Origin of the sequence: Cyclobacterium lianum, assembly GCF_900143075.1 — a bacterium.
Lineage (GTDB): Bacteria > Bacteroidota > Bacteroidia > Cytophagales > Cyclobacteriaceae > Cyclobacterium > Cyclobacterium lianum.
Window position 1 is genome coordinate 90,344 of sequence record NZ_FRCY01000016.1, and the last position, 26,570, is coordinate 116,913.

The 26,570-nt window shown below is 44.7% G+C and carries 17 protein-coding genes; 7 read left to right on the forward strand and 10 right to left on the reverse strand.

The annotated features are described in order from the left end of the window. Nucleotides 1-15: 15 nt before the first annotated feature. The 9 genes from BUB19_RS19970 to BUB19_RS20020 form a co-directional block, all read right to left on the reverse strand. On the reverse strand, nucleotides 16-1,041 hold the full coding sequence (locus BUB19_RS19970; protein ID WP_073097191.1) for a DUF5627 domain-containing protein: 1,026 nt from the start codon (nucleotides 1,039-1,041) through the stop codon (nucleotides 16-18). Between the two features lie 50 nt (nucleotides 1,042-1,091). Beyond that, the gene (locus tag BUB19_RS19975) at nucleotides 1,092-2,873 is read right to left on the reverse strand and encodes a RagB/SusD family nutrient uptake outer membrane protein (protein WP_073097130.1); all 1,782 of its coding nucleotides are present in this window, start codon (nucleotides 2,871-2,873) and stop codon (nucleotides 1,092-1,094) included. Nucleotides 2,874-2,884: 11 nt separating this feature from the next. Continuing rightward, complete coding sequence (locus BUB19_RS19980) at nucleotides 2,885-5,863, reverse strand: SusC/RagA family TonB-linked outer membrane protein (protein WP_245802913.1); 2,979 nt, start codon at nucleotides 5,861-5,863, stop codon at nucleotides 2,885-2,887. Nucleotides 5,864-5,944: 81 nt separating this feature from the next. Beyond that, nucleotides 5,945-7,843, reverse strand: a complete 1,899-nt coding sequence (locus BUB19_RS19985) for a RagB/SusD family nutrient uptake outer membrane protein (protein WP_073097132.1) — start codon at nucleotides 7,841-7,843, stop codon at nucleotides 5,945-5,947. 13 nt (nucleotides 7,844-7,856) lie between these two features. After that, nucleotides 7,857-11,288, reverse strand: coding sequence for a SusC/RagA family TonB-linked outer membrane protein (locus BUB19_RS19990; RefSeq protein ID WP_073097133.1), 3,432 nt, complete (start codon nucleotides 11,286-11,288; stop codon nucleotides 7,857-7,859). A 959-nt stretch (nucleotides 11,289-12,247) separates the two neighbouring features. Beyond that, nucleotides 12,248-13,180: a YihY/virulence factor BrkB family protein gene (locus BUB19_RS20000; protein WP_218588581.1), complete on the reverse strand. Its 933-nt coding sequence runs from the start codon at nucleotides 13,178-13,180 to the stop codon at nucleotides 12,248-12,250. A 552-nt stretch (nucleotides 13,181-13,732) separates the two neighbouring features. Continuing rightward, nucleotides 13,733-16,507: a leucine--tRNA ligase gene (leuS, locus tag BUB19_RS20010; protein WP_073097138.1), complete on the reverse strand. Its 2,775-nt coding sequence runs from the start codon at nucleotides 16,505-16,507 to the stop codon at nucleotides 13,733-13,735. A gap of 127 nt (nucleotides 16,508-16,634) precedes the next feature. Continuing rightward, a complete protein-coding gene (locus BUB19_RS20015) occupies nucleotides 16,635-17,579 on the reverse strand; it encodes a DUF6089 family protein (protein ID WP_073097140.1) in 945 nt (314 codons plus the stop codon). Nucleotides 17,580-17,660: 81 nt separating this feature from the next. Further along, nucleotides 17,661-18,566 carry a mechanosensitive ion channel family protein gene (locus BUB19_RS20020; RefSeq protein ID WP_073097141.1) on the reverse strand — a complete coding sequence of 302 codons (906 nt, stop codon included), beginning with the start codon at nucleotides 18,564-18,566 and terminating at the stop codon, nucleotides 17,661-17,663. 213 nt (nucleotides 18,567-18,779) lie between these two features. On the opposite strand from BUB19_RS20020, the gene BUB19_RS20030 reads away from it, so the two are divergent. Genes BUB19_RS20030 through BUB19_RS20045 form a run of 4 tightly spaced genes read left to right on the forward strand, consistent with a single transcriptional unit; the run spans nucleotide 18,780 to nucleotide 23,415 of the window. Further along, nucleotides 18,780-20,321, forward strand: coding sequence for a GNAT family N-acetyltransferase (locus tag BUB19_RS20030; RefSeq protein WP_073097144.1), 1,542 nt, complete (start codon nucleotides 18,780-18,782; stop codon nucleotides 20,319-20,321). After that, a complete protein-coding gene (locus BUB19_RS20035; RefSeq protein WP_073097145.1) occupies nucleotides 20,321-20,872 on the forward strand; it encodes a KdsC family phosphatase in 552 nt (183 codons plus the stop codon). The genes BUB19_RS20030 and BUB19_RS20035 overlap by 1 nt, the downstream gene beginning before the upstream one ends. Before the next feature lie 12 nt (nucleotides 20,873-20,884). Then, nucleotides 20,885-21,730, forward strand: coding sequence for a 3-deoxy-8-phosphooctulonate synthase (kdsA, locus tag BUB19_RS20040; protein WP_073097147.1), 846 nt, complete (start codon nucleotides 20,885-20,887; stop codon nucleotides 21,728-21,730). Then, the gene (locus BUB19_RS20045; protein WP_073097148.1) at nucleotides 21,730-23,415 is read left to right on the forward strand and encodes a L,D-transpeptidase family protein; all 1,686 of its coding nucleotides are present in this window, start codon (nucleotides 21,730-21,732) and stop codon (nucleotides 23,413-23,415) included. Before kdsA ends, BUB19_RS20045 begins: the two co-directional genes overlap by 1 nt. Here the strand turns inward: BUB19_RS20045 and BUB19_RS20050 are convergent. Then, on the reverse strand, nucleotides 23,392-24,120 hold the full coding sequence (locus tag BUB19_RS20050) for a murein L,D-transpeptidase catalytic domain family protein (protein ID WP_073097150.1): 729 nt from the start codon (nucleotides 24,118-24,120) through the stop codon (nucleotides 23,392-23,394). The genes BUB19_RS20045 and BUB19_RS20050 overlap by 24 nt on opposite strands. 333 nt (nucleotides 24,121-24,453) lie before the next feature. On the opposite strand from BUB19_RS20050, the gene BUB19_RS20055 reads away from it, so the two are divergent. The 3 genes from BUB19_RS20055 to BUB19_RS20065 all read left to right on the forward strand — a co-directional run bounded on the left by BUB19_RS20055 (nucleotide 24,454) and on the right by BUB19_RS20065 (nucleotide 26,483). Next, complete coding sequence (locus BUB19_RS20055; RefSeq protein ID WP_073097151.1) at nucleotides 24,454-24,864, forward strand: 6-pyruvoyl trahydropterin synthase family protein; 411 nt, start codon at nucleotides 24,454-24,456, stop codon at nucleotides 24,862-24,864. After that, nucleotides 24,824-25,525 carry a GTP cyclohydrolase I FolE gene (gene folE, locus BUB19_RS20060; protein WP_073097153.1) on the forward strand — a complete coding sequence of 234 codons (702 nt, stop codon included), beginning with the start codon at nucleotides 24,824-24,826 and terminating at the stop codon, nucleotides 25,523-25,525. Before BUB19_RS20055 ends, folE begins: the two co-directional genes overlap by 41 nt. 277 nt (nucleotides 25,526-25,802) lie before the next feature. Then, nucleotides 25,803-26,483 carry an SDR family NAD(P)-dependent oxidoreductase gene (locus BUB19_RS20065; RefSeq protein WP_073097195.1) on the forward strand — a complete coding sequence of 227 codons (681 nt, stop codon included), beginning with the start codon at nucleotides 25,803-25,805 and terminating at the stop codon, nucleotides 26,481-26,483. The last annotated feature ends 87 nt before the right edge of the window (nucleotides 26,484-26,570 follow it).

Sequence of the window (26,570 nt, forward strand, 5' to 3'; positions counted from 1 at the left end):
CTTAAATGGTGAATACTATTTCAGTACAGGACTGAAGGTTTCCATTGCAACACCTCTGTTTCTCATTACCAGTGTATCCAAAGTGACCACGTGCATTTGAGGCAAATCGATCTCATAGTCCAAATAAATAGCATCTCTGTCTTGATTTCCCCAACTGGACGTTTCACCTTTGCTTACAAATTTTCCACTTCCTGTAGCTGTGTATCCTTCATGAGCTGCTGAAACAGTACAGTTACCCTCATCGTCAAATGTCAACAGCAAGTCGGCGGTGATATTCTCTCCACCCTCATCAGCAATAACCAACGGAAATAACACTTCGGAAAGCGACTCGGTGATCAATTGATTGACTTCATCAAACTCCACACTTTCCTCACGCCTGATAATGACCTTATCACTGATAGCGTCCGATTTGCCTGTGATATTATCACTTCCTCTCCTTAGGTAATTTCCATGCCACTGATTGATATATTTCAGTGCATAAAGTGTAAAGTCCTTTGGTGTTGGAAACCAGTCATCAGCAATGGACCTGTTGGGATTTTCAACTACGGGTATCCCAGACAGAATAGAATCGGCATTTGACACACTTGTAATCTTGACAGGCAACACAAAAGTATTCTTAATGGCTCTGGGATCATTAAAGAAAGCACCCGTCAACTGTACCTCAACTCCCCCGGCAATCTCCCCTCTTGGGATAGTCAATGTCTCCGAGGAAAGCTGGTAATACTCAGAAGTCAGCACTTCTATTTCATCCCCACCTTCCTCAAACAAGAGCCCTTCAGCCAATGATTCATCTACTTCAATCTGGACGGTTACATCTCTTGGCGAAGAATATACTCCCCCGGTTGTAACCATCAGTTTGAACTTGCCTTCATTGTCTAAGGAAGTATCGAAAATATCCTCTCCGAAGGTAATCGTCCGCACAGGAAACTGGTAGGCAAAATACACAGTCTGATACTCGAAATCGGGAAACTCCCAATCCTGGTTCTCACACGAGGAGAACAACAGCGCAATTACTATTATTATATATGGTATCTTTTTCATTTTTTGTTTATTAAAAGCCAATTTCAATTCATTTCCAGCTTTAAATTCAATTACCAACCTGTGTTTTGTTGGAGGGCACTGAATTTCAACATTTCACTATAGGGGATCGGGCCATAGATCATATGATCACGATAAACCCGGTTTTCAACATTGATCTCATTGAATTGATTTTGATTTACAATACTCATTCCACGGGCAGTCTCCGTCAGATCCAGATCCCACCTTCTCAGATCCCAAAACCGAAAACCTTCGAAGGATAGCTCCAGCCGTCGCTCATTTCGAATCAATTGCCGCATGGCAGCCTGATCATTTCTAATGGATTCAAGATATTCATCACCGTTTTCAGTGCCTATCCCAGCACGTTGCCGTATAGCTTTGATCACATCATAGGCAGAAAATCCAAAGGAGCTGGCAGAAGTCGGTCCCCAGGCTTCATTGGCTGCTTCGGCGTAGATCAGGAAAATTTCGGTATATCTGATCCTTGGCTGAAGGTGCCGTTGTCCTGTATTGGCTACAGGATCTAAATTCACGTCCTGTCTCAATAATTTACGCATATAATATCCCGTACGGGTGGATGTCTCTACTTTGTTCAAGCCATCATTCGTATCAGAATCCAAAGCGGTGTTGATTACAACTCCCGAAGGTCCTGCAGTACTTCCATTCACTACAATAAACTGCGAAAGTCTGGGATCTCGCCCACTATAAGGGGCATCTGGAGAATAGCCTGAAGAGTTGTTTGATATGGGATAACCGTTGGCCATAGGGAAAGCATCCACCAGATTTTGGGTTGGATTTACCCTGCCATTGCCAAACAATGTCGGTGGGAAATGTTCGGTTTCAAGGTCATTAGTTGTCCCGCCAACAGAACCCCTCCAAAGAACTTCCGATGGATTGTCACCTGCACCTAAATTGTCAATCATCGAAATGTTGCTGAACCAGGTCACCCCATCTGGATCCAAACCACTTACTCCACCAATATCATTAAGCATTTCTCCGGCAAAAGTCGCTGCATCGATCCATTTCGATGGGTCATTGTCTAAATTAAATGCGGGGCTCGCAGCCAATAAGGCAGCTTGTGCTTTAATGGCTTGGGCAATCCTGCCCGATAGCAGCTGTTTGGCATCATCCCCAAACACCCTGTTATATTCTCCGGTTTGGACTTCCATGGCCGAATACCTGGCAGGCAGCACCTCTTCATTACTGATATTTCGATAGTCCATCGGTAAAAGCTCCATGGCCCTGTCAATATCCCCATACAGCTGTTGCAGACATTCTGCGAAAGTCGCCCGAGGGATGTTAAAGTCAGAGTTAACCGTCTGAGACTCCTGAAACACAGGCACCCCTAACAATTCCCCTCCTGCAATTCCACCATGTGTCCGAAGCAAATGGTACATAAACAAGGCCCTCAAGCCGTATGTTTCTCCGGTCATGCGGTCTATAAACATTTGGTTGACATTGGGGTTGCTCGCATATTCCGTATTCGCCACCTCTGCCAACATTTCGTTCAGATATTGGATGGCAGATTGAGCATTGGTCCATTGCTCCAACGGGTTGTAATTAGAGGCCCATTGGCCAGTCGCTACGTTCAACAACCCACTGGTAAGATCGTTGGTTACCGCATCATCTGTGGCCACTTCACTGAAGCTAAAACTGTTCGTAGGTATTCTCAGATAGGCATTCAGCAATAAGCCTTGTACCATATCCGGTCTTTCTCTTAGCCGTTCCTTGTTTTGGATATTTTCCAATGCGGGATCAATCAGATCAGTACAGCTGGCTAGTATTGCTAAGCCAGTAATTAATAATCCAATTTTAAAATTTATCTTCATTTTCATTTGGAGTCAGGTTAGAATTTTGCTTTAAGACCAACGTTATAGAACCTGGTTTGAGGAGCAGCACCAATATTCATCTCCAGGATGTCTCTATTGGGAGAGATCGTAAGGAGATTGGCTCCATTGGCATATACATCAAGTCCTTCTAAGAAACGTCCGCCAAACATTGTGCGAGGGAAGGAATAAGAGAGTTGCACCCGTGTCAAATCAAACCGATTGGTACTATACAACCAGAAATCAGAGTTCCGGTAGTTATTTGCACCGCTTAAGGTCGTCAACCTTGGATAGGTGGCAGCATCTGCAGTGGCTTCTGTCCAGCGGCCCCTAACCTCCTCGGAGTATTTATCATCCGCCTTTGCCCAAAAATAGGTGCTGTTTTTCATAGCAAAAGCTCCCGTACGGGAAGTTCCCAAGGCGAAGAAAGTGAAATTTTTGTACCTCGCAGATAAGTGTATACCCATAGTCAAAGGAGCCCCGGACCATCCTCCTCTACCCAAATACACTTCATCCTGGGCATTGATGATACCATCCCCATTCTGGTCTACATATTTGATATCACCAGGCCGTACCTCTCCAAAAGCCTGCTCGTTAGAATTTGCTATATCCTCTACTCCCGTGAAGAAACCGTCTGTTTGCAAACCCCATATGCCATCCAATGGCATGCCGACTCTGGTCTGATAATCAAATTCAAAATTCTCTGACCTTTTGGTCGCCCTGGTGTCATAATAAATTCCAGAAAAACCTAAATTCCAATCAATATCCTTAATCCGTTGGTTAAGATTAAGTTGAAAGTCGAAGCCTGTTCTAAGGTCGTTGTTATAGTTGACATAGGGAATCCAGGAAGAGATGGGCCATCCTGTTTCGAAATAACTGGGATAAATATTGTTGTCCTGAAGGAACAAACCTGTCATTTCACTCACAAAGTAGGAGCCGTTAAATGTCAATGTGTTATTAAATAATGAACCGTTCAGTTCTATACTTATTTCTTCCCTTTTCGGAAGGCTCAAATCGTAGTTTTGCCCTCTCCTTACATCTGTAGCTGTATTGTTCAATCCATCCCTCCACTCATACCAGGATCCTTCGTCTGTATAGATTCCTTCATACAAATAATATTCTGCTATGTCCAGGTCAGTATGAAGAATTCCACCAGAAACGGACAGCTTTAGGTCATCTACCACAGAGGAAGAAGTTAGAAATTTCTCTTCACTTAGTCTCCAGCCCAAAGAGGCCGTAGGAGAGAAAGCCTGGCGATTTTCAGGTGCCAGCATGGCGCTGTGCACCAATGCACCACTGAAATTCAAATAATACTTTGATTTGTAATCATAAGCGGCATATAAACCAATATTGGCATTACTTACTTTATGATAAATTGCTGATTCTCCAACCTGAAAACCACTGGCAATCAACATGGTTGAAATATGGTGTTTATTATCTATTGCCTTTTCATAATTCAGTTGAGAGGAGAACGACAATGTCTGCCTGAACCAGCTGTCACCAATATTTTGGGTTCTGCTACTTGCATCCTGACCGAATCTGGTAAGGCTGGCAATCTCATCTCTCCCATTAAAATTGGTCCAGCTGGGTTGGTACACTGCATAATCGTTGGTGAAGGACAAATTATAAGAACTTGAATTATCAAGTCCAAAAAAGGTATTAAAAGATAGTCCTTCAATTATATTCCGTAAATCAGCGTTTACTCCGGCATTAAACTGGAATTGCCTGCTGGTGAATTTATTGGAGCCCCCGGCGTAACTCCCGGCAATGGGATTGTTTTGATCCAACTGTGTACCTCCTAACAGGAATCTTCCATCGATCAAATGCTGACTGCTCTGCAAATATCCCATAGCCACCTGATCATCCGGAGAAAGCATGTCCACCGGAACCAGAGGTGTAAAGCGATTTGGTCTGAGTGTGGTAGTTCCTGCCCAGAAATCCGCATTGATTCCTCTTCCATTATAGAATATTGCTGCCGCATCAACGTTGGCTGAAAGATACTCATTGATGCTTATGTCTACATTTCCGCGAATATTAAACCTTTCACTGCCGTTGAAAGCGGCCTGCCCAAAATCGAGTACTGATCCTTCACCCCAGTATCCCATATTGGTATAATATCTTGCCCTTTTATTACCTCCGGATATTTCCATGGTTGCGTCATACCGTGCATAGGCAGGCTGCAAATACTCATCACTAAAATAATTCACGTTGGGGTAACGGTAAGGGTTAATTCCAGAAGCATGGTTGTAGATCTCCTCTTGCGAATAAAGTGGACTTAGCCCATCATTGACCCTTCCCTCATTAAATAAGGTCATATACTCGCCGGATCCGAGGTACTTCGGATAGCTTTTTGGTACATGTACACCAAAATTGGTTCGAACGTCTACAGTTTGCACATTGGCCACCCCCCGTTTGGTAGTAATCAATAAAACTCCTTTGGCACCACGACTTCCGTATAAGGCTATGGCATTGATTCCTTTCAGGAATGTCATTTGGGCAATTTCGGTAGGCATTACACTTCCCAGATCGCGGGGTACACCGTCTACCAAAGTCAAATAGCTGTCATTACCCCACATATTCCCGTGAAAACCACCCACATAAGCCCCCATACCATCCAGCGGAGAGATGATATAGTTCTCATCAAGTACAGAACGCATATTTACCGCCGAAACTCCGCCGATAAGATCATCCCGACTTTGGGTTTGGAAGGCAACTTGCACTGCATCTCCATCCAGATAGGGGTAAAGTACTATTTCCTCCATCGCTGCATTGGCAGGAAGAATCCTGGTTTCATATCCTGCAGCTTCCACTACCAGGTAAGCTCCTGAAGTCACCTCCAGATGCACCTGCCCTTCGCCATCCGACATGGTCTCAAATCCATCCTGATCACTGGTGACTGTAGCTTCAGGAATAGGTTCCATCGAGGCCGCCCTGATAACCGGGTCAATGGTTATTTTCGTCGTGTCCTGGGCTACAAGTAACAGTGGAAACTGTAACATACAGATGCAGCATATCAGCACTATTTTAATATCATTCATTGCGTTTATTCATTAAGTTTTACAAGACTAAAGGTCCCCCCATTACCAACCTGGATTCTGGTAGAATTCGGGATAAAGACTCACATCTGTTAATTTCAGAGGCAACCAATAATGCTTGGAAGTAAAATTGCGCTCGATAATGACTTCTTCTCTCATGTTAATAATTCGATTTTGGGTAGGGTCTTCTGTATTGAACTCCCCTGCCCTGTCAAATTCATAAGATGTCTTGACAGTATAAGGTGCTTCTGTCAGAAGCATCCACCTGCGCAGGTCATTAAATCTGTGGCTTTCGAAGGCTAACTCAACGGCCCTTTCACGTCTGAGTTCTTGTAAAAATATGTCCTGTGAAACCAAAAACTTCTCGTGAACACCGACCATCCCGGCACGTGTCCGGATAATATTTACAGCGTCCACAGGCGTGCCGCCGTAGGTAGTAGAGGTAGCACCCAGACTGTTAAATCCCATCAGGGTGGCTTCCGCATACATCAGATAGATATCTGCCAAACGCATGTAAGGCACATTGATGTGTAGAGAGGATCCCCAATCATAGGCCCTGTCATATTTATTGGCCGTTAATGGAGAGAACTTACGACTTGCGTATCCTGAAAGGCTTCCTGTTACCACTTCCCTGTAGCTGCCTCCTCTATAAAGGTTAGCATATCGATTGACCTCCTCACCAGCATCTGGTATGGCACCTTGAACTACTTTTACACCATCATACGCAATCGCAGCATAAAATCTGGGATCGCGACCTTTCCAGGGGTAATGAGGGTCATACCCTGATTCGGGATCCGCCTGAGTGACATCTTCGGGTAGAGGCAATCCGTTGGCCATCCCAAAATTATGATGCACGTAATTGGCTGTTGGGTAGTAATTTGTCGGGTCACCTTCATCCATGAAGGTAGGCTTATACTGCTTGGAAACGCGCCAGTGTGTATCGTTGGCAGAGTAGTAAGTAGACCTGAAAATAGCCTCTGTCCCCCCGGCCAAGGCCCAGTTTTGTCCCATGGTATAAAAATTGGTATGGTACCTGTCAAAAGGAAGTAATGCATATTGCGTCTCACCACTTTCTACCAATTGCAATAGTTCACCGAAAGTATCGGCTGCCTTTCTGCAATATTCGGCATCATAGCTCTGACTTCCGGTAGACACTGAATTCATTAGCGGGCTTCCTGCCCACAGGTAGTTTTTGCCCAAATAGCCCAAAGCCATGATTTTATTGATCCGTAGTTGGTTTTTACTCAGGGTCCTGCGACCTGCTACTGTATTGTCCCAATTGATGGGTAGTAGCTCACTCGCCCTTTCCAAATCCTGAGCCACCCTATCTGCACATTCATGATAAGTCATTCGGGGCAAGGTCAGTTGTTCATCACTTGGCAGTGCCCGATCCACATAGGGCAAACCCCCGAAATACTGGATCAGCATAAAATGGAACCAGCCTCTGAAAAACAACAACTGGCCTTCTATCAACTGGCGCTCCTCATCGGTAGCATCTACCATCATGGACAGGTTCTCCAATCCCATGTTGGCTTTGCGGATCCCATACCAGGCCAGGGGCCACAGTCCTTTGTTTTTATGGTCTCTGTTGGTATTGGCAGAATTGGCATCCAACCAGCCGTTATTTCCCGCACCATTCTCCACCTGCCAGGCCCAAAAATTGCCCCTGTCCACGGCATAAGAAAAGGTAAAAGTTCCCGCTGTCGATTCTATCTCATCGTCTCCCCAGTTAAATGAACTTACCCAGTTGGACAAGGTGAAATTAGGTACACAATGGTATAGCTCCTCTACATAGCCCTGAAAATTGGTGAAATTCTGAAAGGCCTGTTCTTCCGAAATGACCGATTCCGGGGTTCTTTCCAAATAATCTTCACAAGAGCATACGAATAGAAGCATTGCTCCAAAGACAGATCCCTTCAATAATGATTTTATATGATTTTTCATTGGATTGGCTCGTTTAGAATGTAACATTTATTCCCAGATTGATCCTTCTTACCGTCGGGTAGGCGCCTTGCCATGAGGCTCCTCCAAAATTAGACTCCCTGTCATCGGGCATTGTCGTCCACAACAGGAGATTGTTACCGTTGACATAAATGCGCATATTGCTCAAACTCATATTGTTTAACCAGTTTGACTGGAAATTATATGCGATTTCTGCGTTTTTCAATCTCAGGTAAGACCCGTCAAAAAGGTACCTGGGACCATAATTAAACCCGGATGGCTGGGAGCGCCATCTTGGCAAGGGGGAGTCCGCATTGGGATTGTCTTTGGACCAATAGGTTCCTTCTTCATACACCAGGTTTAGTCCTCCGTTCAAGCTCCCCAATGCCACATCTCTGGTTACATTGTTGACCCCGTAAAACTGTAAAAACAGGCTCAGTCCCTTCCATTCAATTCCCAGATTGGTATTGTAGGTGTTTTGTGGAACTCCTGAAAACCCATAAGGAGCAGAATCAAAGTCATCTACTATGCCATCCCCATTAAAATCGGAGATGTAATAATTCCCCGGAAGTTTGGCCATATCGTTGGTATTGTGCTGGGGACTGGCATATAGCTCATCCCAGGTATTATAATATCCTGCACTGATATGACTGCGGTACTGGCCAAGTTGGTATCCTGCGTTTTTTTGGTAATCAGGACGCAATTCAGGATCGTCCCTTTGAATGACCTGATCAATGGCGTGAGTCATAGCGAAATCACCCCAAAGTCTGATCCCGTTGCTGAGATTATGATTAAATCCTAACACCAATTCATATCCCCTGGTCACTACCCGTCCAAGATTGGCTGCCGGTGCGTTGGCACCATAATAAGATGGCATTGAACGTCCGCTTGTCATTAAGATATCGACCCTGTTGTCCCGGAACCAATCCACACTACCATGAATTAAACCCCGAAGAAATCTAAATTCCGCACCCACATTTGACTTATAAACTGTCTCCCACTGTACATTCGGGTTACCAACTGCATTTTGGCGAAACCAGGTGTACGGACTATCTTCTCCGGACTGTCCGATCACACCCATTTGGGAAGTGTTGTTAAACACCCACTCATCCATAAAGAGGAATCTCCCTCCAATATTATCGTCACCCACTTCTCCGTAGGAGGCCCTGAGTTTCAAAACGTCCACGCCAGACATGTTTCTCATAAAATTCTCTTCGGAAATATTCCACCCCAATCCTCCGGAGGAGAAAAATGCGAATCGATTTTCGACAGAGAACTTTTCGGAGCCATTGTAAGCACCATTATACTCCAGCATATATTTATTTTTGTAATCATATGCTGCCCTGAACACCCAGTCTTCACGGTAGCTTGGAATAATACTTCCTCTGGCATCCTCCTGCCTGCTCAGCAACCCCATAAGGGAGTAATTGTGTGAGTCCTCAATACTTCCTGCGTAATTCAATTGCATCTGGTAGAAAAGCCTTCGTTGAGACTCATCATTATTTACTTCTCCCGCTGCATGATTCCATGTGATCGCTTCCACAAAATCAAATCGAGTGTTTCCGTCCAATATATTTCGGAATATGGTTTCTCCTGTAAAAGGATTGATCCATTTGGTATTGGGATTGTTATACAGATCATTTATTCCACGGTTACTTTCCTGAAAAGAATTGTCTACTGCAAGGGTCCCCCTAAAATTCAGTCCTTTTAAGATCACCCCCAGATCCTGCTCCAAAACAAAATTGGTAGAAAGCCTGGTCGTGGTGATCAGATTGGTACCACTTATGGCCAGGTTTAACAGGGAATTTGTAACCGCATAATCATCCGGGATATAAGTTCCGTAGGAACCATCAGCGTATCTGGGTAAAAAAACATCCGGAGGACTGCGGTATGCAGAATTCCAGTAGGATTCAGGGAAGTCATAATTCCATGGTGCCTGACGTACGCCATAGGTTCCCCCGAGATTGACTGCTAATTTCGTAGTAGGTGTAAGATTAAAATCAAGATTGCTCCTGAAGTTGATCCTATTAAAGTTGAATCCGGCTTGATAGCCTCTCCCAGTTTCAAACTGCTGAAATAAATCGCCTTCATGTTGGTAATCAATACTGGAAAAATATTTGACAAAATCAGTACCTCCCCTTATGGCAATATTGGTATTGTAGGCCATTGCATAGTCTTTGAAAACCACATCCTGCCAGTTAACATTCGGGTACCTTTCCATGTCCTCTAAATTGGCTGGATAGCGGTACTTCAATCTCATTTCCTGAGGGATCATTTCATCCCAACTGTTCGGAGCCAAAGCCAACTCCCGTTCAATGGCAAGATTTCGTACTCCTATGGCATCATAGGAATCCATTTTACCGGGTAGTTTGGAAACTGATTTCAAAATCGAACTGAAATTGGCGGTAATTTCTGCCTTACCGTCCCTGCCTCGTTTAGTCGTCACGATGATTACGCCATTAGCTCCACGGGATCCAAATACCGCAGTGGCAGAAGCATCCTTTAGTACAGATATAGATTCTACTGAGGCTACATCCATGTTTGCAAAGAATTCAGGCCGTTCTACACCATCTACCAATATCAGGGGTGAGTTTCCATTCCAGCTGTTCTGCCCACGTATTACGATCTGAGGCATTTCCTCCCCGGGTGTACCTACACTGGATGTGGTGATCAATCCGGGCAAGGCTCCTGTCAAAGCCTGTCCAACATTTGACACCCCACCGGTTCTCTGAAGCACTTCATCCCCTGTCTGCACCACAGAACCTACTACAGTCTCTCTTTTCTGCTCCGCATATCCGACTATTACTACCTCCTCCAGAGAAGTCTCATTGAAACTCAAACTCAAATCATAAACGGTCTTGCCTTCAACAATTAAAACCTCCTGAGACTCGTACCCAATGAAACTGAATACCAAGACATCTCCTGGCTCCACATTGATACTATAATCCCCTTCAAGGCCGGTTGCAATTCCTCTGTTAGTACCTTTAATCAATACCGTTACACCGGGAATCGGGGTTCCATCCGTTGCATCCGTGACAGTGCCGGTAACCAGCTCAAAATCTATCCTTTCTGATCTGACTACATCCGTTTTTGAAACCGTTGATTTTTTACTGCCGCCTGAACTATATACAAAATTATTTTTTGCTGCCAACTCCTCCATAACTTTTGAGGAAACAGCTCTATGTCCGGAATTTTCGACTTGATTTTGTTTGATTTTCAGTTCAGCATCTGCTTGATCGGCACTTAATTTAGCTTTCTTCCTACCATACTCAGAAGGTACAGACTTTAAAACAGTCCTGGTTGAATCGGGAAATTCCGCTGAGACATATTCTCTGGCATCATTCGCATGTGTTGGATATAGATGCACACTAAATGCCAGTTGTATAGCCAAAACATACCTAAGGTTCCTTGATAAGAAAAAGAACAGCCTTAGTAATTTTAAGTCCATATAATTCAGGTTTATTTGATTGATTTTAATTTTTTTCTCACCGACGCTGAATTGAATTCCACATTATCAGGAAGATTCCAGGTCCGCATTGATGGTTTTTGAGATTAGCTTGTATTTTGGTAAATTTTCTCCATACTGTTTTATTTTGATTTATTTCATTAATCGGACAATAAAGTTTGAATTGTGGTCAGGGGATGTCTCATTAAGTAGCGTGCGCCACTATACATGATGTTTGGAAACAATAAGATTGAAGAAGGCAACAATGGAAAAAAAATACCGGTAAAGCAGGCGTTGAAATTAGATTCCAGCGTCTCTTTATTTATTGGGTTGGTCCTGAATTTCGCCGAAGAAATCCGGGGTTTACAACTTGACAGCGCAAGGTTAGACATTAGTTTTTTGGGTTTTGCCTTATTGAAATTTTCAAATCAAATATATAAATGCTATCAGACAATAGACTAAGCCCATGATTTATTATAACTAACTGATTTTCATTTATTTATAATTTTTCATTGCGTTTATCAAAAGTAAAAAAAACTCCAAAAAGTCTAATTGGAAAGAAATAGGAAGGATTCTGGGGAAAACCAGAAAAAATGGTTATTTCGTTTAGATCAATTATCTGATTATCAAAACGTTATAAATATTTTTTTAGCTGTAACCAACTTAATTAAAATCAATTTTACCGATATATCCCGATCATTTCTATCAATTAGTACAGATCTTGACAAATATTGGTAAGCTTATCGCTGTTCAAACCCAAATTATTTATTGATTTCTGATATTGCAACAATATCGTATATTTAGTGTTAAATCGACAATTATAAATAATTAATTTTATCAATTTCATAAAATCCAACCCTGTTCATGAAAAAGAATACCTTCCCAATTAGTTGTCCTTTTTACGCCTGCCTAAATGCCAATCCGGATTAAAAACCCTATGAAAAAAGTAGAAATAACAAGCTTTATACTTTGAGGGCTTGTTGCTCAATTTCGGAATTCAATTCTGCTCCCAGAAGAATAATAAATGTACTGATAAAAAGCCACAGCATCAGAAATACTACCGCCGAGATGGAGCCGTAAATTTCCCCTAGGGTCCAGAAATTGCGGAGATAAAATGAAAATGCCCAGGATGCCATAAGCCACAGAAGACTGGCGAGAACGGCACCAGGAATGACCCACTTGAACTCAGCCCGTTTTCTTTCCGGTCCAAACCGATATATCAGGCCGATGCTTCCCACCAGGATTCCACCCATGATCAGCCACCGCAGCCAACTGATCAGGCTTTCGATATTATCCGGAAGACCAATTTGTTCCACGATTGAAGGAAATGCCACGATCAGGGCAGCACTTAAAATGATTAGAATGATGGCTCCAAAGGTAAATAGCAAGGTAAGTCCATTATTTTTTAGGATCCCCCTATTGCTTTTGGTTTCATAGGCGATATTTATCCCCCTAAACAATGATTTTGTTCCTATGTTGGCAATCCAGACACCCAGCAAAACCCCAAAAACGGTACCCCACCCCAGGGAGTCGCCCTTGGATTGGATAAACTGATCCACGCGGTATTGTAGGATTTCGTGGGTCTGCTCTGGCATCATCGAACTGATTTTAGATACCTGCTCCTCGATTTCCTGAGGATCCATGACGAAACCATAGATGGATATCAGGGCCATAATTGCCGGAAAAATGGCCAAAAATCCAAAAAAACCTACTCCGGCCGACACAATGATTACATTATTTTCACCTATCTGGTCTTTAACGTTTATCAGTATGGTCTTCCATTCCGAGATTAATATTTCAGAAATAGATTGCGCCCTCTTGTCCATAATTTCTCCGGTCATCTGGTTTGAAATTCGGATGCCTTTCTTCATGCCCTTTCTGAGATCGGGCTGCATCTGACAAATCAACTTTCAACTCCCAATATAAGGCAATTCATTTTGAATTGGACCAAAACCCTATCCCCTATATCAAAGGCGAAAGTCTCGATACCGGCCGGTTCCCCATATGAGGATATTGATCCAGGCAAGGAGTAACTTCCCCAAAGCTTTAGAAAGATATTTTGATTTCGATCGTGGAATTTGTATCGGAAATCATTATTGTCTTTAAATGAATTTTTTTCGACCAGTTCGTTAAGCGCTATCAATTGGAATGCGGCTTTAGCCCATTCCCTCAATTTTAGACTCAGGAATCCCGGCTTTAACCAAAATAACGGGCCTTTTAAAAGCTTGATTGACACTCACTGCAGAATGGCAGGTTCGGAATTTTGAAACCGCTTTCCTGTCCGCCTGCCAAAATTATTAAAATCGAAATATCTTCATTTTTAAAGAGTCAACTCAAATACGCTATAGTGGTATACACGCTAACCTCTGATTAACAAACAACAAGCGCTTGCATAATATTCCTAAACCCCTTTTTTTTGCTTAACCTTTACAAATAATCGACACCCATCACAGCACAATATTCACAATCTTGCCTGGTACTACGATGACCTTCCTGGGTGTCTTTCCATCAATCCATTTTTGCAGGTCCTCGTGTTGCAGTGCAGCGGCTTCGATTTCGGCTTTCGAAAGGCTCAGTGAGAGGTTAATTTTTGCCCGCATCTTTCCGTTTATAGAAACAGGATATTCATGACTCTCCTCTGTCAGATATTGCGTCTCGGCCCTGGGATAGCTTTCATGAATGATGGACTGCTCGTGCCCCATTTTCTCCCAAAGTTCCTCTGCGATATGGGGGGCATAAGGAGACAGGATGACCAACAAGGGTTCCAGAATCTCTCGTTGGTTGCATTTGAGTGCGGAAAGCTCATTGACACAGATCATAAAAGAAGACACCGAAGTATTGAATGAATGCCGTTCAATGTCCTCCTCTACTTTTTGAATGGTTTTGTGAAGTGCCTTATAGGCTTCCCTGGGGGCCTGCTTGTCCGTTACCTGCCAGTTGCCATTCTGATCGTAGAAAAGCCTCCACAATTTCTTCAAAAATTTGAAAACACCATCTATTCCATTGGTATTCCAGGGTTTGAACTGCTCAAGCGGGCCCAGAAACATCTCGTACAGACGCAGGGTATCCGCCCCATAGCGCTCAATCACATCATCCGGGTTAACCACATTGTATTTGGACTTGGACATTTTTTCCACTTCAGCACCGCAGACATATTTGTCATCCTCCAGGACGAATTTCGCATCCGCCAGATCAGGCCTCCAATTCTTAAAGGCATTCAGGTCCAACTGATCGTTATGAACAATATTGACGTCCACATGCATGGGGATCACCTCATGGTCTTTGATCAAACCATGGCTGATGAAGGTATTGGTACCCTTTTTTCGGTAGACAAAATTTGATCTGCCCTGGATCATTCCCTGATTGATCATCTTTTGGAACGGTTCATCTATGGGTACCATGCCCCTGTCATACAAAAACTTGGTCCAGAAGCGGGAGTATAACAAATGGCCGGTGGCATGTTCAGCCCCTCCGATGTACAGGTCTACTGCTCCCCAGTACGCTGCTGCCCCCGGGCTGACGAAAGACTTCGGGTTCCGGGCATCCATGTACCTGAAAAAATACCAGCTTGATCCTGCCCAGCCGGGCATGGTACTCATTTCAAGCGGGAAGGTCCCCTCGGTGGTAGTATAGGTCCAGTTTTTGGCCCGTCCCAGGGGCGGTGCTCCATCGTCTGTCGGCAGGTACTTGTCCACCTCTGGCAACCTCAGTGGCAGATCCTCCTCGGCCACCAGATAGGGCAGCCCCTCCCTGAAATATACCGGCAATGGCTCACCCCAGTATCGTTGCCGGGTAAAAATGGCGTCTCTCATTTTGTACTGTACCTTTCCTTTTCCTATCCCCTGCTCCTCGAGAAAGGCAATGGCTTTATCCATGGCAGCCTGCATTTCCATCCCGCTGATAAAGCCGGAGTTAATGATGGTACCTCCTTTGCCCGGAAAGGAACCGTTTTCCATGCTTCCTTCGATCACCTGCCGGATCTCCAGGTCAAAATGTCTGGCAAAGTTATAATCCCGCTCGTCATGGGCCGGCACCGCCATCACCGCTCCGGTACCATAGCCCGCCAGCACATAATCTGCAATCCAGATAGGGATCTGCTCTCCATTAAAGGGATTGATGGCATAGCTGCCGGTAAAAGCCCCTGAAATGGTTTTCACATCTGACATGCGGTCTCTCTCGGAGCGGTTTCGTGCCTGGAGCACATAGGAGTTCGCCTCTTCCCGTTGTTCGCCGGTAATCAACTGCCCAACCAGCTCGTGTTCGGGAGCCAATGCCAGATAGGTCACCCCATAGATGGTATCTATCCTGGTAGTGAAAACCTTGATTTTACCTGCCTGCCCCACCACATCGAATACCATCTCTGCTCCCACAGACCTGCCTATCCAATTGCGCTGCATTTCCTTTACCGGTTCCGGCCAGTCGAGCTTGTCCAGACCATTCAGCAGTCGCTCTGCATAGGCCGTAATGCGCATGCTCCACTGCATCATGCGCTTCCTTTCCACCGGGTGGCCCCCTCGTTCGGAGAAGCCGTCTTTGACCTCGTCATTGGACAGTACCGTACCTAAGGCAGCGCACCAGTTGACGGTGGTTTCTGCCAGAAATGTCAGCCTGTACTGCAACAGAATTTTTTGTCGCTCAGCTTCCGGAAAGTTGTGCCAATCTTCCGCACTGAAGTCGGTAGGATCTTCATCGCAAACCGCGCGCAAGCCGCTACTTCCCTCCTTTTCAAAAATCGAAATGAGATGGTCTATAGACAAAGCCTTGTCTGCATCCAGGTCATAGTAGCTATTGAAGAGCTGCATGAATATCCACTGGGTCCAGCGGTAGTACCCGGGATCTGAGGTCCTCACCTCCTTTTCCCAATCAAATGCAAAGCCTATGTTCTTTAGCTGTTCGGTATATCGCCGGATGTTTTGTTCAGTAGTAATAGCCGGATGCTGGCCAGTCTGTATGGCATATTGCTCCGCCGGAAGCCCAAACGAGTCGTAACCCATAGGGTGCAGGACATTAAAGCCCTTGAGACGCTTGTAGCGGGTCACAATATCGGAAGCAATATAGCCCAATGGGTGCCCCACATGAAGCCCCGCTCCTGAGGGGTAGGGAAACATGTCCAGGGAGTAAAATTTTGGCTTTTCGGTATCTACTTCGGCATTAAAAAGCCGGGATTGCTCCCAGCGCTCCTGCCATTTTTTTTCGATGGCGCGAAAATTATATTCAGACATTTGCAGTATTGGTCAATTTGTAAGTTAAAATCATTTCCAAAATTATAAAAAATATCCGTATTCACTGGAAATAGCAGGCGTAGCGTTCAAATTATCAGGCAATGAAAAAGGGAAGGGGTCGAACTCCTTACCAAAACCTGAATCCCCTGCCCCTGTGTCTGAATATCCAGTTGTCCCAGATATCCTGAGAAAAATAAATTTCTGCACCAAAATTAAGGGTGAAATATCCGTCATACCTGGCTTCCGGTTCATCCAATCTGGGGTCCCCGCTTCCCCTTCTTGGAGCTCCCCTGCTGTTCCGGATCCTTTCCACATCCGGCTCGCCATTAGGCAAAAGATAGCGGGCCTGTCTTACGGCCAGCCGGAGTCTTTCGGGGTATTCGCCGGAGACATAATCTGCAATCAACTCTTCGTAATATCCGGAAATATTGTAGCTGCTGATATCGTCCAGGTAATCCGAAAGTGTAAAGCGGTAATTACCTTCAACGAAAAAATCCATGTACACATTGACTTTATATTTCAGGCCCAGTCCCATAGGAAATACCATCACCCTATTGGAGTACAATTCATTTTCAGTTCTCAGGGGTCTCAGAGCTACCCAGTCATCCCTGTAAAGCGTCTTGGGGTTGTTGGTAGTAGCACCGATCCCGAAAAACAAATAGGGGTTGATAAACTCGCGGGTGATATTGTACAGTTTTACCGGCTTGTAGTAATATTCTACCAGGAATGCTGCCTCCCAATTTCGCCCTCTGAAATTCAGATCCCTGGGTATGCGCCCACTCCTCGGATCTGCTTTAACATCCTGACCCGAAATCTGGTAATAGGTGACATCGGCCCTTGCTTTGAGCCGGGTACCGAAGGTGTATCTGGCACTCATGGCAGCATTATAGTCTGGCTGTATTCCTTCACTATATTGCCACAATGCATACAAATCGCCAAAATATTGAGAGGGGCCGGCCTGCAGGGAAAATGACCAGGGCTCTTCGAATCTGAACCTGTACATGCTCTGCGCAAAAATGTCTCCGGAAAGGAACAGCAAAAAAAATGCTGCCAACGAAAAAAACCTGTTCATAAAAACCTTCACCTGTTTCCTGCTCCAATAACCTATTGGGAATTAAGGCCTAAAGATAAAATAAAAGGTAATAATAAAAAATTACGATCGTGTAAATTTCTCCAGTCCGGAGCGTATGTGGAGATCTCGTTGGGGAAAAGGTATTTCCACTTTTTCTTCGCCGAATCTCCTGAAGATCTCGTAGTACAACTGGCTTTTCAGCACACCTGGTTTGTTGATATAATCGGAGGTCCATACCCGGAGGTTAAAATCGATGCTGCTCTCATTATATTGGTCAAAAAGCACGTCCGGCTCGGGGTAATTGAGCACTCCCTCGTTGGCTTTGACCACCTCCAGAAGTATTTTCCTGATTTTAGATGGATCTTCTCTGTAGGAAACTCCTACCGGGATGTTAAACCGAATATTCCTGTCATTGTGAGACCAGTTGATCACCGCATTGTCGATGAATTGGCTATTGGGTACGATCACGGAAATATTGTCGTTGGTCAGTACCATGGTAGACCTGGCTGAAATTTTAGTCACATCCCCATATACGTCATTGACCTCAATCCTGTCTCCCACCTTGATAGGTCTTTCAAATAGAATGATCAGGCCGCTAATGAAATTATTGGTAATATTTTGCAAGCCAAAACCGATACCCACACCTATGGCTCCCGCAAGGATCCCCAGTGCGCTTAAATCCACATTGCTGTTTTGGAGAATGGTGACCAGACCTAAAATGATCAGCACGTACTTAAAAATCGTAGCAATGGATTGTCTGATGCCAACCTCTAATTTATAGCGGGTGAGCACTTTATTGGCCAGGAACTTTCTGGCCAATTCGGAAACAAAAAAAAGCAGAAACACAGCTACCGCAAGGCTGATAAATAAACCCAGGGTCAACTCTGTCTTTCCCAACATCAATAATCTGATATCCAGGATATCGTTGAGATATTCTAAAATTTTTCCGAAATCCCCTTTTTTAATACTGTCAATAATTTCCTCCATCACCATTTTGTTGTGCAGTCTGCTTCAGGATAGCAAACGGCCTTACGACATCTTCAATATAGCTTTTGCCAACACGCCTGCTATACCTATTTTCAATCCGGATTGAAACCAGCAATTTACACGGAAAGTTTATCTCCCGGCCAAACATTGAATTTTTTAAACTGTATTCACCAATAGCCATCAATTTAGGTAAATTTGTGATAATTTTACGTCATGAGTAAACAAAAAGAAGAACTCGAACACCGTCTAAAATTAAGGAACATCAAGCATTCCGATTTCAGAGATATCCGGGAGATCATGGTTTCGGCCTACAAAACCCAGGGGATGACCTGGACAAAAGAGGAGTTCAAAAACCAGCTAAACGCTTTCCCCGAGGGACAAATTTGCCTGGAGGACAACGGAAAAGTAGTAGCTGTAGCCCTGAGCCTGATCGTGGATTATTCCAAATATGGAGACAACCACACCTACGACCAGATCACTGGGTACGGCAAATTTGATACACACGATGAAGAGGGAGATACGCTGTATGGTACAGATGTGTTTGTAGACAAGGAATACCGGGGCCTTCGTCTCGGCCGCAGGCTTTATGATGCCAGGAAGGAACTTTGCGAAAACCTGAACCTGCGATCCATTATCGCCGGCGGAAGGATACCGGGATACAACAAATATGCAGACCAGATGTCTCCCAGGAAATACATAGAACTGGTTAAAAACAAAGAGATATTTGATCCGGTACTTTCCTTTCAGCTCGCCAATGAATTTCACGTCAGAAAAGTGATCACCAAATACCTTCCTGAGGACACAGATTCCAGGGCTTATGCCACATTACTGGAGTGGATCAATATCTACTACGAAAAGGAAGAAAAACTGATCGGTAATAAAAAAACCATTGTCCGCCTCGGCCTGGTACAATGGAAAATGAGGCGCTTTACCGATGTAGATGACCTGATGCAGCAGGTGGAATTTTTTGTCGATACGGTATCCGACTACAAATCTGACTTTTGCCTGTTTCCTGAATTTTTTAATGCACCACTGCTGGCAGAATTCAACAAAATGGATGCCTCTGAGGCCATCCGGAATCTGGCCGAATACACGGAGGAAATCGTCATCCGCATGCGGGACCTGGCACTCTCCTACAATGTAAATATCATCGCCGGCAGCATGCCGGAGTATGACGGAAAAAAACTGAGGAATGTAAGTTATCTCTGCCGGCGGGACGGCACCATGGACAAGCAGTACAAATTGCACATTACCCCGGATGAGCAATCCTACTGGGGCCTGCAGGGAGGAAACGGGATCAGGGTTTTTGATACCGATGCAGGTAAAGTGGGAATATTGATTTGCTATGATATCGAATTTCCTGAATTGAGCCGCATATTGGCGGAAAAGGAGATGGACATCCTTTTCGTCCCCTTTTGGACAGACACCAAAAATGCATACCTTAGAGTAAGTACCTGTGCTAAGTCCAGAGCCATTGAAAATGAATGCTATGTAGCCATAACAGGGTCTGTGGGCAATTTACCCAGGGTAGAAAATATGGATATCCAACATTCTCAGGCCGCTATATATTCTCCATCGGATTTTTCCTTTCCCCATGACGCCATCATTGCGGAAGCATCTCTCAATACAGAGACCACCATTGTGGCCGATGTCGACCTGGACTTGCTTACCAAATTGCGCAAGGCCGGAAGTGTACGAAACCTGGCCCAACGACGCCTGGACCTCTATTCTATCCAGTGGAAAAACAAAAGATAATGGATCCATTCGAACAAATCCCCTCTGCACTACTGGAAAAAGCAAAACAGATCCGTTTACTGGTGTCTGATCTGGACGGGGTGCTTACCGATGGAGGCATCATCCTGGACGATCAGGGAACGGAATATAAGAAATTCCAGGTCAAAGACGGACAGATCATTTCTTACCTGAAGCAGGCGGGTATTCAAACCGGCATCCTTTCCGGTAGAAATGTAAAGGTTTCGCAAATCCGTTGTGAACAGATGGCCGTAGATTTTCATTATCACGGTGTACGGGACAAGTGGGCTACCTTAAAAGAGATAATTGACAAAAAGCAGCTTCCGGCATCCGGGGTAGCGTATATCGGAGACGACCTCATCGATGCAGAGCTGCTCAGCAAAGTCGGGCTCTCAGCAGCGCCCGCAGATGCCATCTCCTATATCAGGAGCAGCGTGGATTTTGTCACGAACCAGAAGGGAGGCAAGGGAGCTTTCCGCGAACTTGCCGACCTGATCTTATTCTCGCAGGAGAAACTGCCATTTGCTCAGGTACAAAGTAAAAAAACATATTGATACCGAATAAAAATGAACAGGAGCCAACACGACATGATCATCCGTAAAACCCTCAAACTGGGTGGTGCAAAACCGGTATTGTTTGCGGGACCCTGTGCCGTAGAAAGCCCGGAAATATGTCTCGAAATAGCCACAAAGGTCAAAGCCTATGCAGAAAAACATGGTTTTGGCTATGTATTCAAAGCTTCTTTTGACAAAGCCAACCGTACTTCAGGACAGTCTTTCCGGGGCATCGGCTTTGAACGCTCCCTGGCAGTTTTGAAAGAAGTGGGCGACAGCCTCCAGGTACCTTTGCTTACCGATGTACACGAAACCTGCCAGCTGGAAGCCGTAGCTGCAGTAGTGGATGTGATCCAGATACCTGCATTTCTATGCCGGCAAACAGACCTGCTGCTTGCCGCAGGAAAAACCGGAAAGGCCATCAAAATCAAAAGAGGCCAATTTATGGCCCCCGAAGACATGCAATTTGCAGTAGATAAGATTCGCTCCACCGGCAATCAGCAGGTATGCCTCACAGAAAGGGGCTTTTGCCTGGGCTACCACAACCTGGTAGTAGACATGCGGGCGCTACCCATCATGCGGCAGTTTGCACCGGTAGTTTTTGATGTCACCCATAGCGTGCAGCAGCCCGGAGGAAACCATGGAAGCAGCGGAGGACAAAGAGAATTGGCACCGTTTCTTGCCAGGGCCGCCGGTGCCGCCGGAGTAGACGGGTTTTTTATAGAAACCCATCCCGACCCCTCGGTGGCTTTAAGTGACGGACCCAACATGGTTCCTCTGGCAGAAATGGATGGCTTTTTGGGCATGCTGAAAAAGGCCTGGACCCTGGGACATGAATTTGAGGATTACCAATTGTGATGAAGGTATACTTCCGACAAATCTCTTTGATCCTTACTTTAATCTTTACTTGGCTTCAGCCGGGACTGGAAGCAGAGGCCAGCCTGCCCACTCAAAATTTGCCCGGCGAAATCAGAAGCCTGCTGGAAAGTGATCCGTCTGTTTTGGACACTGATTTTCAGCAAAACAGCCTGTTTTCCAGATCCTATCTACTCACTTTTTATTCAGATAGGGCGTTTGCTCCTGCCTGGTTAACCGGCACAAAACCTTCTTGTGAAGCGCTTGAACTCAGGTTGCTCATCCAGCAATCGCGCTTCGACGGCCTGCTTCCTGAAGATTATCACCTCGGGCAGCTTGATTTGCTTTTTGAAAAAGCGCTGGCAAACGATTTCATCTCCCTGAGAGAGCAGGCCCTGATGGAGGTGTTGCTCAGCGATGCATTTATACTTTTGGCCAGGCACCTCTACCAGGGAAAAGTCCATCCGGAACATCTGGAGGGGGTCTGGGATATACAACACAAAGAAAATGAGCCCAAGGTCCTGGAAAAATTAAATCTTGCACTCTCCCATAAAAATGTGCGGCAACAACTTTTCAGCCTCCACCCGAAGTTTGGCATATACCACAGGATGCGCCAAACCATTAAAAAATACTATGAACTGGAAAAAGCGCTTACCGGGCCGGTCAGGAAAATTGCCGTTCCGGATAAACCCCTGGAGCCGGGGCATAGAGCAGCCCAGATTGCTGAACTGCGGCAAAGGCTGATTTTCTGGAAGGATCTTGACCACTATGCGCCGGATTCCGGCCAGGCAGATGTCTACGACAGCCTGATGGTAGAAGGCGTTAAAAATTTCCAGTCGCGCCATGGCCTGTTGCCAGATGGCAGACTGGGTAAGGCCACGGTAGCGGCACTAAATCATGCACCAAAGGACTTGATTGAAAAAGCAGCGGTCAATATGGAGCGGCTGAGATGGCTGCCAGATACTACACTACAGGAGTTCGTTCTGGTCAATATAGCCAATTTTTCTATGGATTTTATCCGGCAGAAAGACACCCTATTGCATTCTAATGCTATAGTGGGCCAGTCCTACAGAAAAACCCCGGTCTTCAATGCGGAGATGTCCTACCTGGTCTTCAGCCCAACCTGGACGGTTCCCCCTACCATCCTCGCCAATGATGTCATCCCGGCGGTCAGGAAGGATATCAGCTACCTGAGGAATAAAAACATGCGGCTGCTTGATTTTTCCGGCAATGAAATAGATCCGGTCACTGTCAATTGGGGCGAAATGACAGGTAGAAATTTTCCCTATATGATAAGGCAAAGTCCCGGACCCCACAATTCGCTGGGATTGGTAAAATTCATGTTTCCCAATAAATATAACGTCTACATGCACGATACCCCGTCAAGAGACTTGTTCTTTCGGGCAGACAGGGCATTGAGCTCCGGATGTATCCGCATCCAAAAACCATTTGAACTTGCCCAATTGCTCCTTGCAGATCAGCCTCTCTGGAATGATGAGCGGATAAGGAATGCCATGAACAGCGGCCGGGAACAGACGGTAACTTTAAAACGGAAAATTCCTGTTGTCCTGATCTACCTGACTTTCTGGACTGACGCATCCGGCCAGGAAAATATTCGCAAAGACATTTATTCCAGAGACGCCGAATTGCTTAAATTGTTACAGTCACCCCTGGCCAAGGAAAACTGATTTGCTCCTGTAAGCAGCCTGGCTGGAATGAATAAACAAGCAACTCTTGTCTTTGATCAACGCAATGATTTCTTCGTAATCCTCCCTGGGTAAGGCCGGACAGCCCAGACTCCTTCCCAATCTACCGTGAGCTTTTAAAAAAGAAGGCTCAGCATAATCGGCAGAATGGATCACTATGGCTCTGGACCTGGCCTGATCATTGATTCCTTTTTCCAGACCATCTAGACGAAGCGAAGCACCATGTTTGCCGGAATAAGTCTCGCCCGTCAGGTAAAAGCCCAGGCTACTCATGTGGCTTTCAGCGATATTGGAAAAATTTTTGGCCATCAACTCTCCGGACTTCCTCCCATGAGCTACCAGTGAGGCATAACGTAGTTTCAGCGTTTTCATGTCGATGATCCAAAGTCGCTTTTTACTGGAGGGCAGGTCAAAATCAATGACTGAAAGCGGTTTCCCTTCACGCAACAAGCCCTTCTCCGCCATCGTAAAATAACCCTTTACGGCCATCTCCAACACTTCCCTTTTTAAAAAGACGGCCTCATTTTGCAAACTTTGCCAAAGCAATTCTGCCATTTCTGCATGCTTGTTGAGGTATTCTGAGGCTATGGGAACATTTGGAATTCTTTCGGGGAACACCAGTCGGGCATCACCGAAAGAAAGTACAGGACTCCACAAACAGAGCAGGACCATCATTATTTTATTCATATGGACAGCATAGTTAATAAAAGTTTAGAATAGATCAGGTTGATGTTGGGCTAAAACCAAATGCAACCCTGATTTCTGTGGTATTTGTTAACAGCAAAAACGCAAAAATAATTTATTTTCACCATTCAATTATTTTGCACCGGCCTAAAATTCAATGAATTTTGAACCCAATACCCCGCTACAGTTGTTCTTTGGCTTGAAATTGATTTGACAAAATGCAGCATGGAAAAAATATTTACACACGAAATGCCTGTAAAATAAGTATTTGGCTTTTTTGTTGAATCAATATTTACAAATATTAAACAAAGACAAACCAATACGGTTAAATAACCTATGAAAACAGCCATATTCCGGAAAGAGCATTTCAACGCAGCACACAGGCTTCACAATCCGAAATGGTCCAGTAAAAAAAACCAGGAGGTTTTTGGGAAATGTAACAATGAGAATTACCATGGCCACAATTACGATCTGATCGTAAAACTCGAAGGCCCGATAGATCCGGATACAGGTTATGTTTATGACATGAAATTATTGAAGGACCTGATTAGGGAATATGTTACCGACCGATTTGATCACAAAAACTTAAATTTGGATACCGATGAATTTAAAACCCTTAACCCAACTGCAGAAAACATTGCTGTGGTTATTTGGAATATTTTGAGAGAAAAAATTGAGAAAAAATACGATTTAACAGTTCGATTATATGAAACAGAAAGAAACTTTGTTGAATACAGCGGGAATTGATATCAACCAGGCAATAGAGGAATTTGGGAACGAGCACGTGGCTTCCTCACATGACACCCCCTTGAGGGAAGATGCCTTCGAAATGGACGACGAGCTCAAAATGGAGTTGATAGAGAAACATTTTAGGGATATCATGTATGTTCTTGGACTGGATCTGACCGATGACAGTCTGAAAGGCACCCCAAAGCGGGTGGCCAAAATGTTTGTTAAAGAGGTGTTTAGTGGTCTTGACCCCAAAAACAAGCCGGAAGCCAAGCTTTTTGAGAACAAATTCCGGTACAATGAAATGCTGGTAGAAAAAGACATTACCTTTCATTCCCACTGTGAACATCACTTCGTACCTATTTTCGGAAGAGCTCATGTGGCCTATATTTCAAATGGACATGTAATTGGCCTGTCAAAGATAAATCGTATTGTTCAATATTTTGCCAAGCGACCACAAGTGCAGGAAAGGCTTACAATGCAGATCGGAAATGAACTCAAAGAAGCACTCGGTACGGAAGATGTTGCTGTAGTTCTGGATGCAGATCACATGTGCGTTTCCAGCAGGGGAGTCAAAGATAACAGCAGTAGCACTGTGACATCCTTTTACAGCGGTATTTTTGAGAATAATGACCAAAAGAGAAACGAGTTTCTTAAATACTTAGAACTGCCCAGATAAAGCAAAAGGTTTTCCGGTATTGACCTCACTCCCGCCCGGCTTACCGGCGGGAGTTTTTAATTATGGGCTCCTATTTTTTTATACTTTTAGCAGAGATGTCCAAACAATTTCGTGCTTAATCCATTAATACATTAGAATAATATACGATAGTGCTGCCATCAGAGGAACTTTACATCATGTGGTGATGGTGAATCCGGCGATGTCCCGGGAAAATCCGGACAGAAAGTCCAGGGTCCGTTCGGGAGTAGATTGCGGACAAAATAAAACGGTAAAAAATATGAAAGAAAAAAATATAATAATTATTGGAGGAAACAGTGGGATAGGAAAAAAAGTAAAAGAGCTTTTGGAAGAGGAAGGTGCAAATGTGATGGCTTTCTCCAAATCAGGCTCGGGTTCCGGACAGCTTGACATCACTTCGGATTTTGACACAATTGATGGCCTCCCTGAGGAAATTCATGGATTGGTCTATTGTCCGGGAACAATTAATCTAAAACCCTTTCACCGCATCAGCCTTTCCGATTTTCAGAAAGATCTTGAGATCAATTACCTGGGTGCAATAAAGGTTTTGCAAGCCCTTCAACGACCATTGAAAAAATCTGCTGAAGCATCGGTGGTATTGTTCAGTACTGTGGCAGTACAGACAGGTATGGGATTTCACAGTTCGATTGCAGGCGCAAAAGGTGCCGTGGAAGGGTTGTGCCGTTCCCTTGCCGCAGAATGGGCCAACGCCGGGATCAGGGTCAATGCCATCGCCCCTTCCCTCACAGACACACCGCTTGCCGAAAACCTGCTTTCAAGCCCAGAGAAAAAGGAAGGAGCAGGAAAACGGCATCCGCTGGGAAGGTATGGTGAAGCGGCCGACATGGCAGCGGCAGTAATTTATCTGCTATCCGACAGGTCATCCTGGATGACCGGACAGGTATTGAAAATAGATGGAGGCTTATCAAGTGTCAGATAAAATTGTATTATTTTATATCATTTATTTATAACATTTAGGTTGAACAAAGTGTAGAAGAAAAAGGGTATTGTCCCTGAATTAAATTAT

Bases quoted from the DNA above. Each gene is read 5' to 3' on its own strand.
- BUB19_RS19970 (WP_073097191.1), bottom strand. From the start codon at position 1,041: ATGAAAAAGATACCATATATAATAATAGTAATTGCGCTGTTGTTCTCC.
- BUB19_RS19975 (WP_073097130.1), bottom strand. From the start codon at position 2,873: ATGAAAATGAAGATAAATTTTAAAATTGGATTATTAATTACTGGCTTA.
- BUB19_RS19980 (WP_245802913.1), bottom strand. From the start codon at position 5,863: ATGTTACAGTTTCCACTGTTACTTGTAGCCCAGGACACGACGAAAATA.
- BUB19_RS19985 (WP_073097132.1), bottom strand. From the start codon at position 7,843: ATGAAAAATCATATAAAATCATTATTGAAGGGATCTGTCTTTGGAGCA.
- BUB19_RS19990 (WP_073097133.1), bottom strand. From the start codon at position 11,288: ATGGACTTAAAATTACTAAGGCTGTTCTTTTTCTTATCAAGGAACCTT.
- BUB19_RS20000 (WP_218588581.1), bottom strand. From the start codon at position 13,180: ATGCAGCCCGATCTCAGAAAGGGCATGAAGAAAGGCATCCGAATTTCA.
- leuS (WP_073097138.1), bottom strand. From the start codon at position 16,507: ATGTCTGAATATAATTTTCGCGCCATCGAAAAAAAATGGCAGGAGCGC.
- BUB19_RS20015 (WP_073097140.1), bottom strand. From the start codon at position 17,579: ATGAACAGGTTTTTTTCGTTGGCAGCATTTTTTTTGCTGTTCCTTTCC.
- BUB19_RS20020 (WP_073097141.1), bottom strand. From the start codon at position 18,566: ATGGAGGAAATTATTGACAGTATTAAAAAAGGGGATTTCGGAAAAATT.
- BUB19_RS20030 (WP_073097144.1), top strand. From the start codon at position 18,780: ATGAGTAAACAAAAAGAAGAACTCGAACACCGTCTAAAATTAAGGAAC.
- BUB19_RS20035 (WP_073097145.1), top strand. From the start codon at position 20,321: ATGGATCCATTCGAACAAATCCCCTCTGCACTACTGGAAAAAGCAAAA.
- kdsA (WP_073097147.1), top strand. From the start codon at position 20,885: ATGAACAGGAGCCAACACGACATGATCATCCGTAAAACCCTCAAACTG.
- BUB19_RS20045 (WP_073097148.1), top strand. From the start codon at position 21,730: ATGAAGGTATACTTCCGACAAATCTCTTTGATCCTTACTTTAATCTTT.
- BUB19_RS20050 (WP_073097150.1), bottom strand. From the start codon at position 24,120: ATGAATAAAATAATGATGGTCCTGCTCTGTTTGTGGAGTCCTGTACTT.
- BUB19_RS20055 (WP_073097151.1), top strand. From the start codon at position 24,454: ATGAAAACAGCCATATTCCGGAAAGAGCATTTCAACGCAGCACACAGG.
- folE (WP_073097153.1), top strand. From the start codon at position 24,824: ATGAAACAGAAAGAAACTTTGTTGAATACAGCGGGAATTGATATCAAC.
- BUB19_RS20065 (WP_073097195.1), top strand. From the start codon at position 25,803: ATGAAAGAAAAAAATATAATAATTATTGGAGGAAACAGTGGGATAGGA.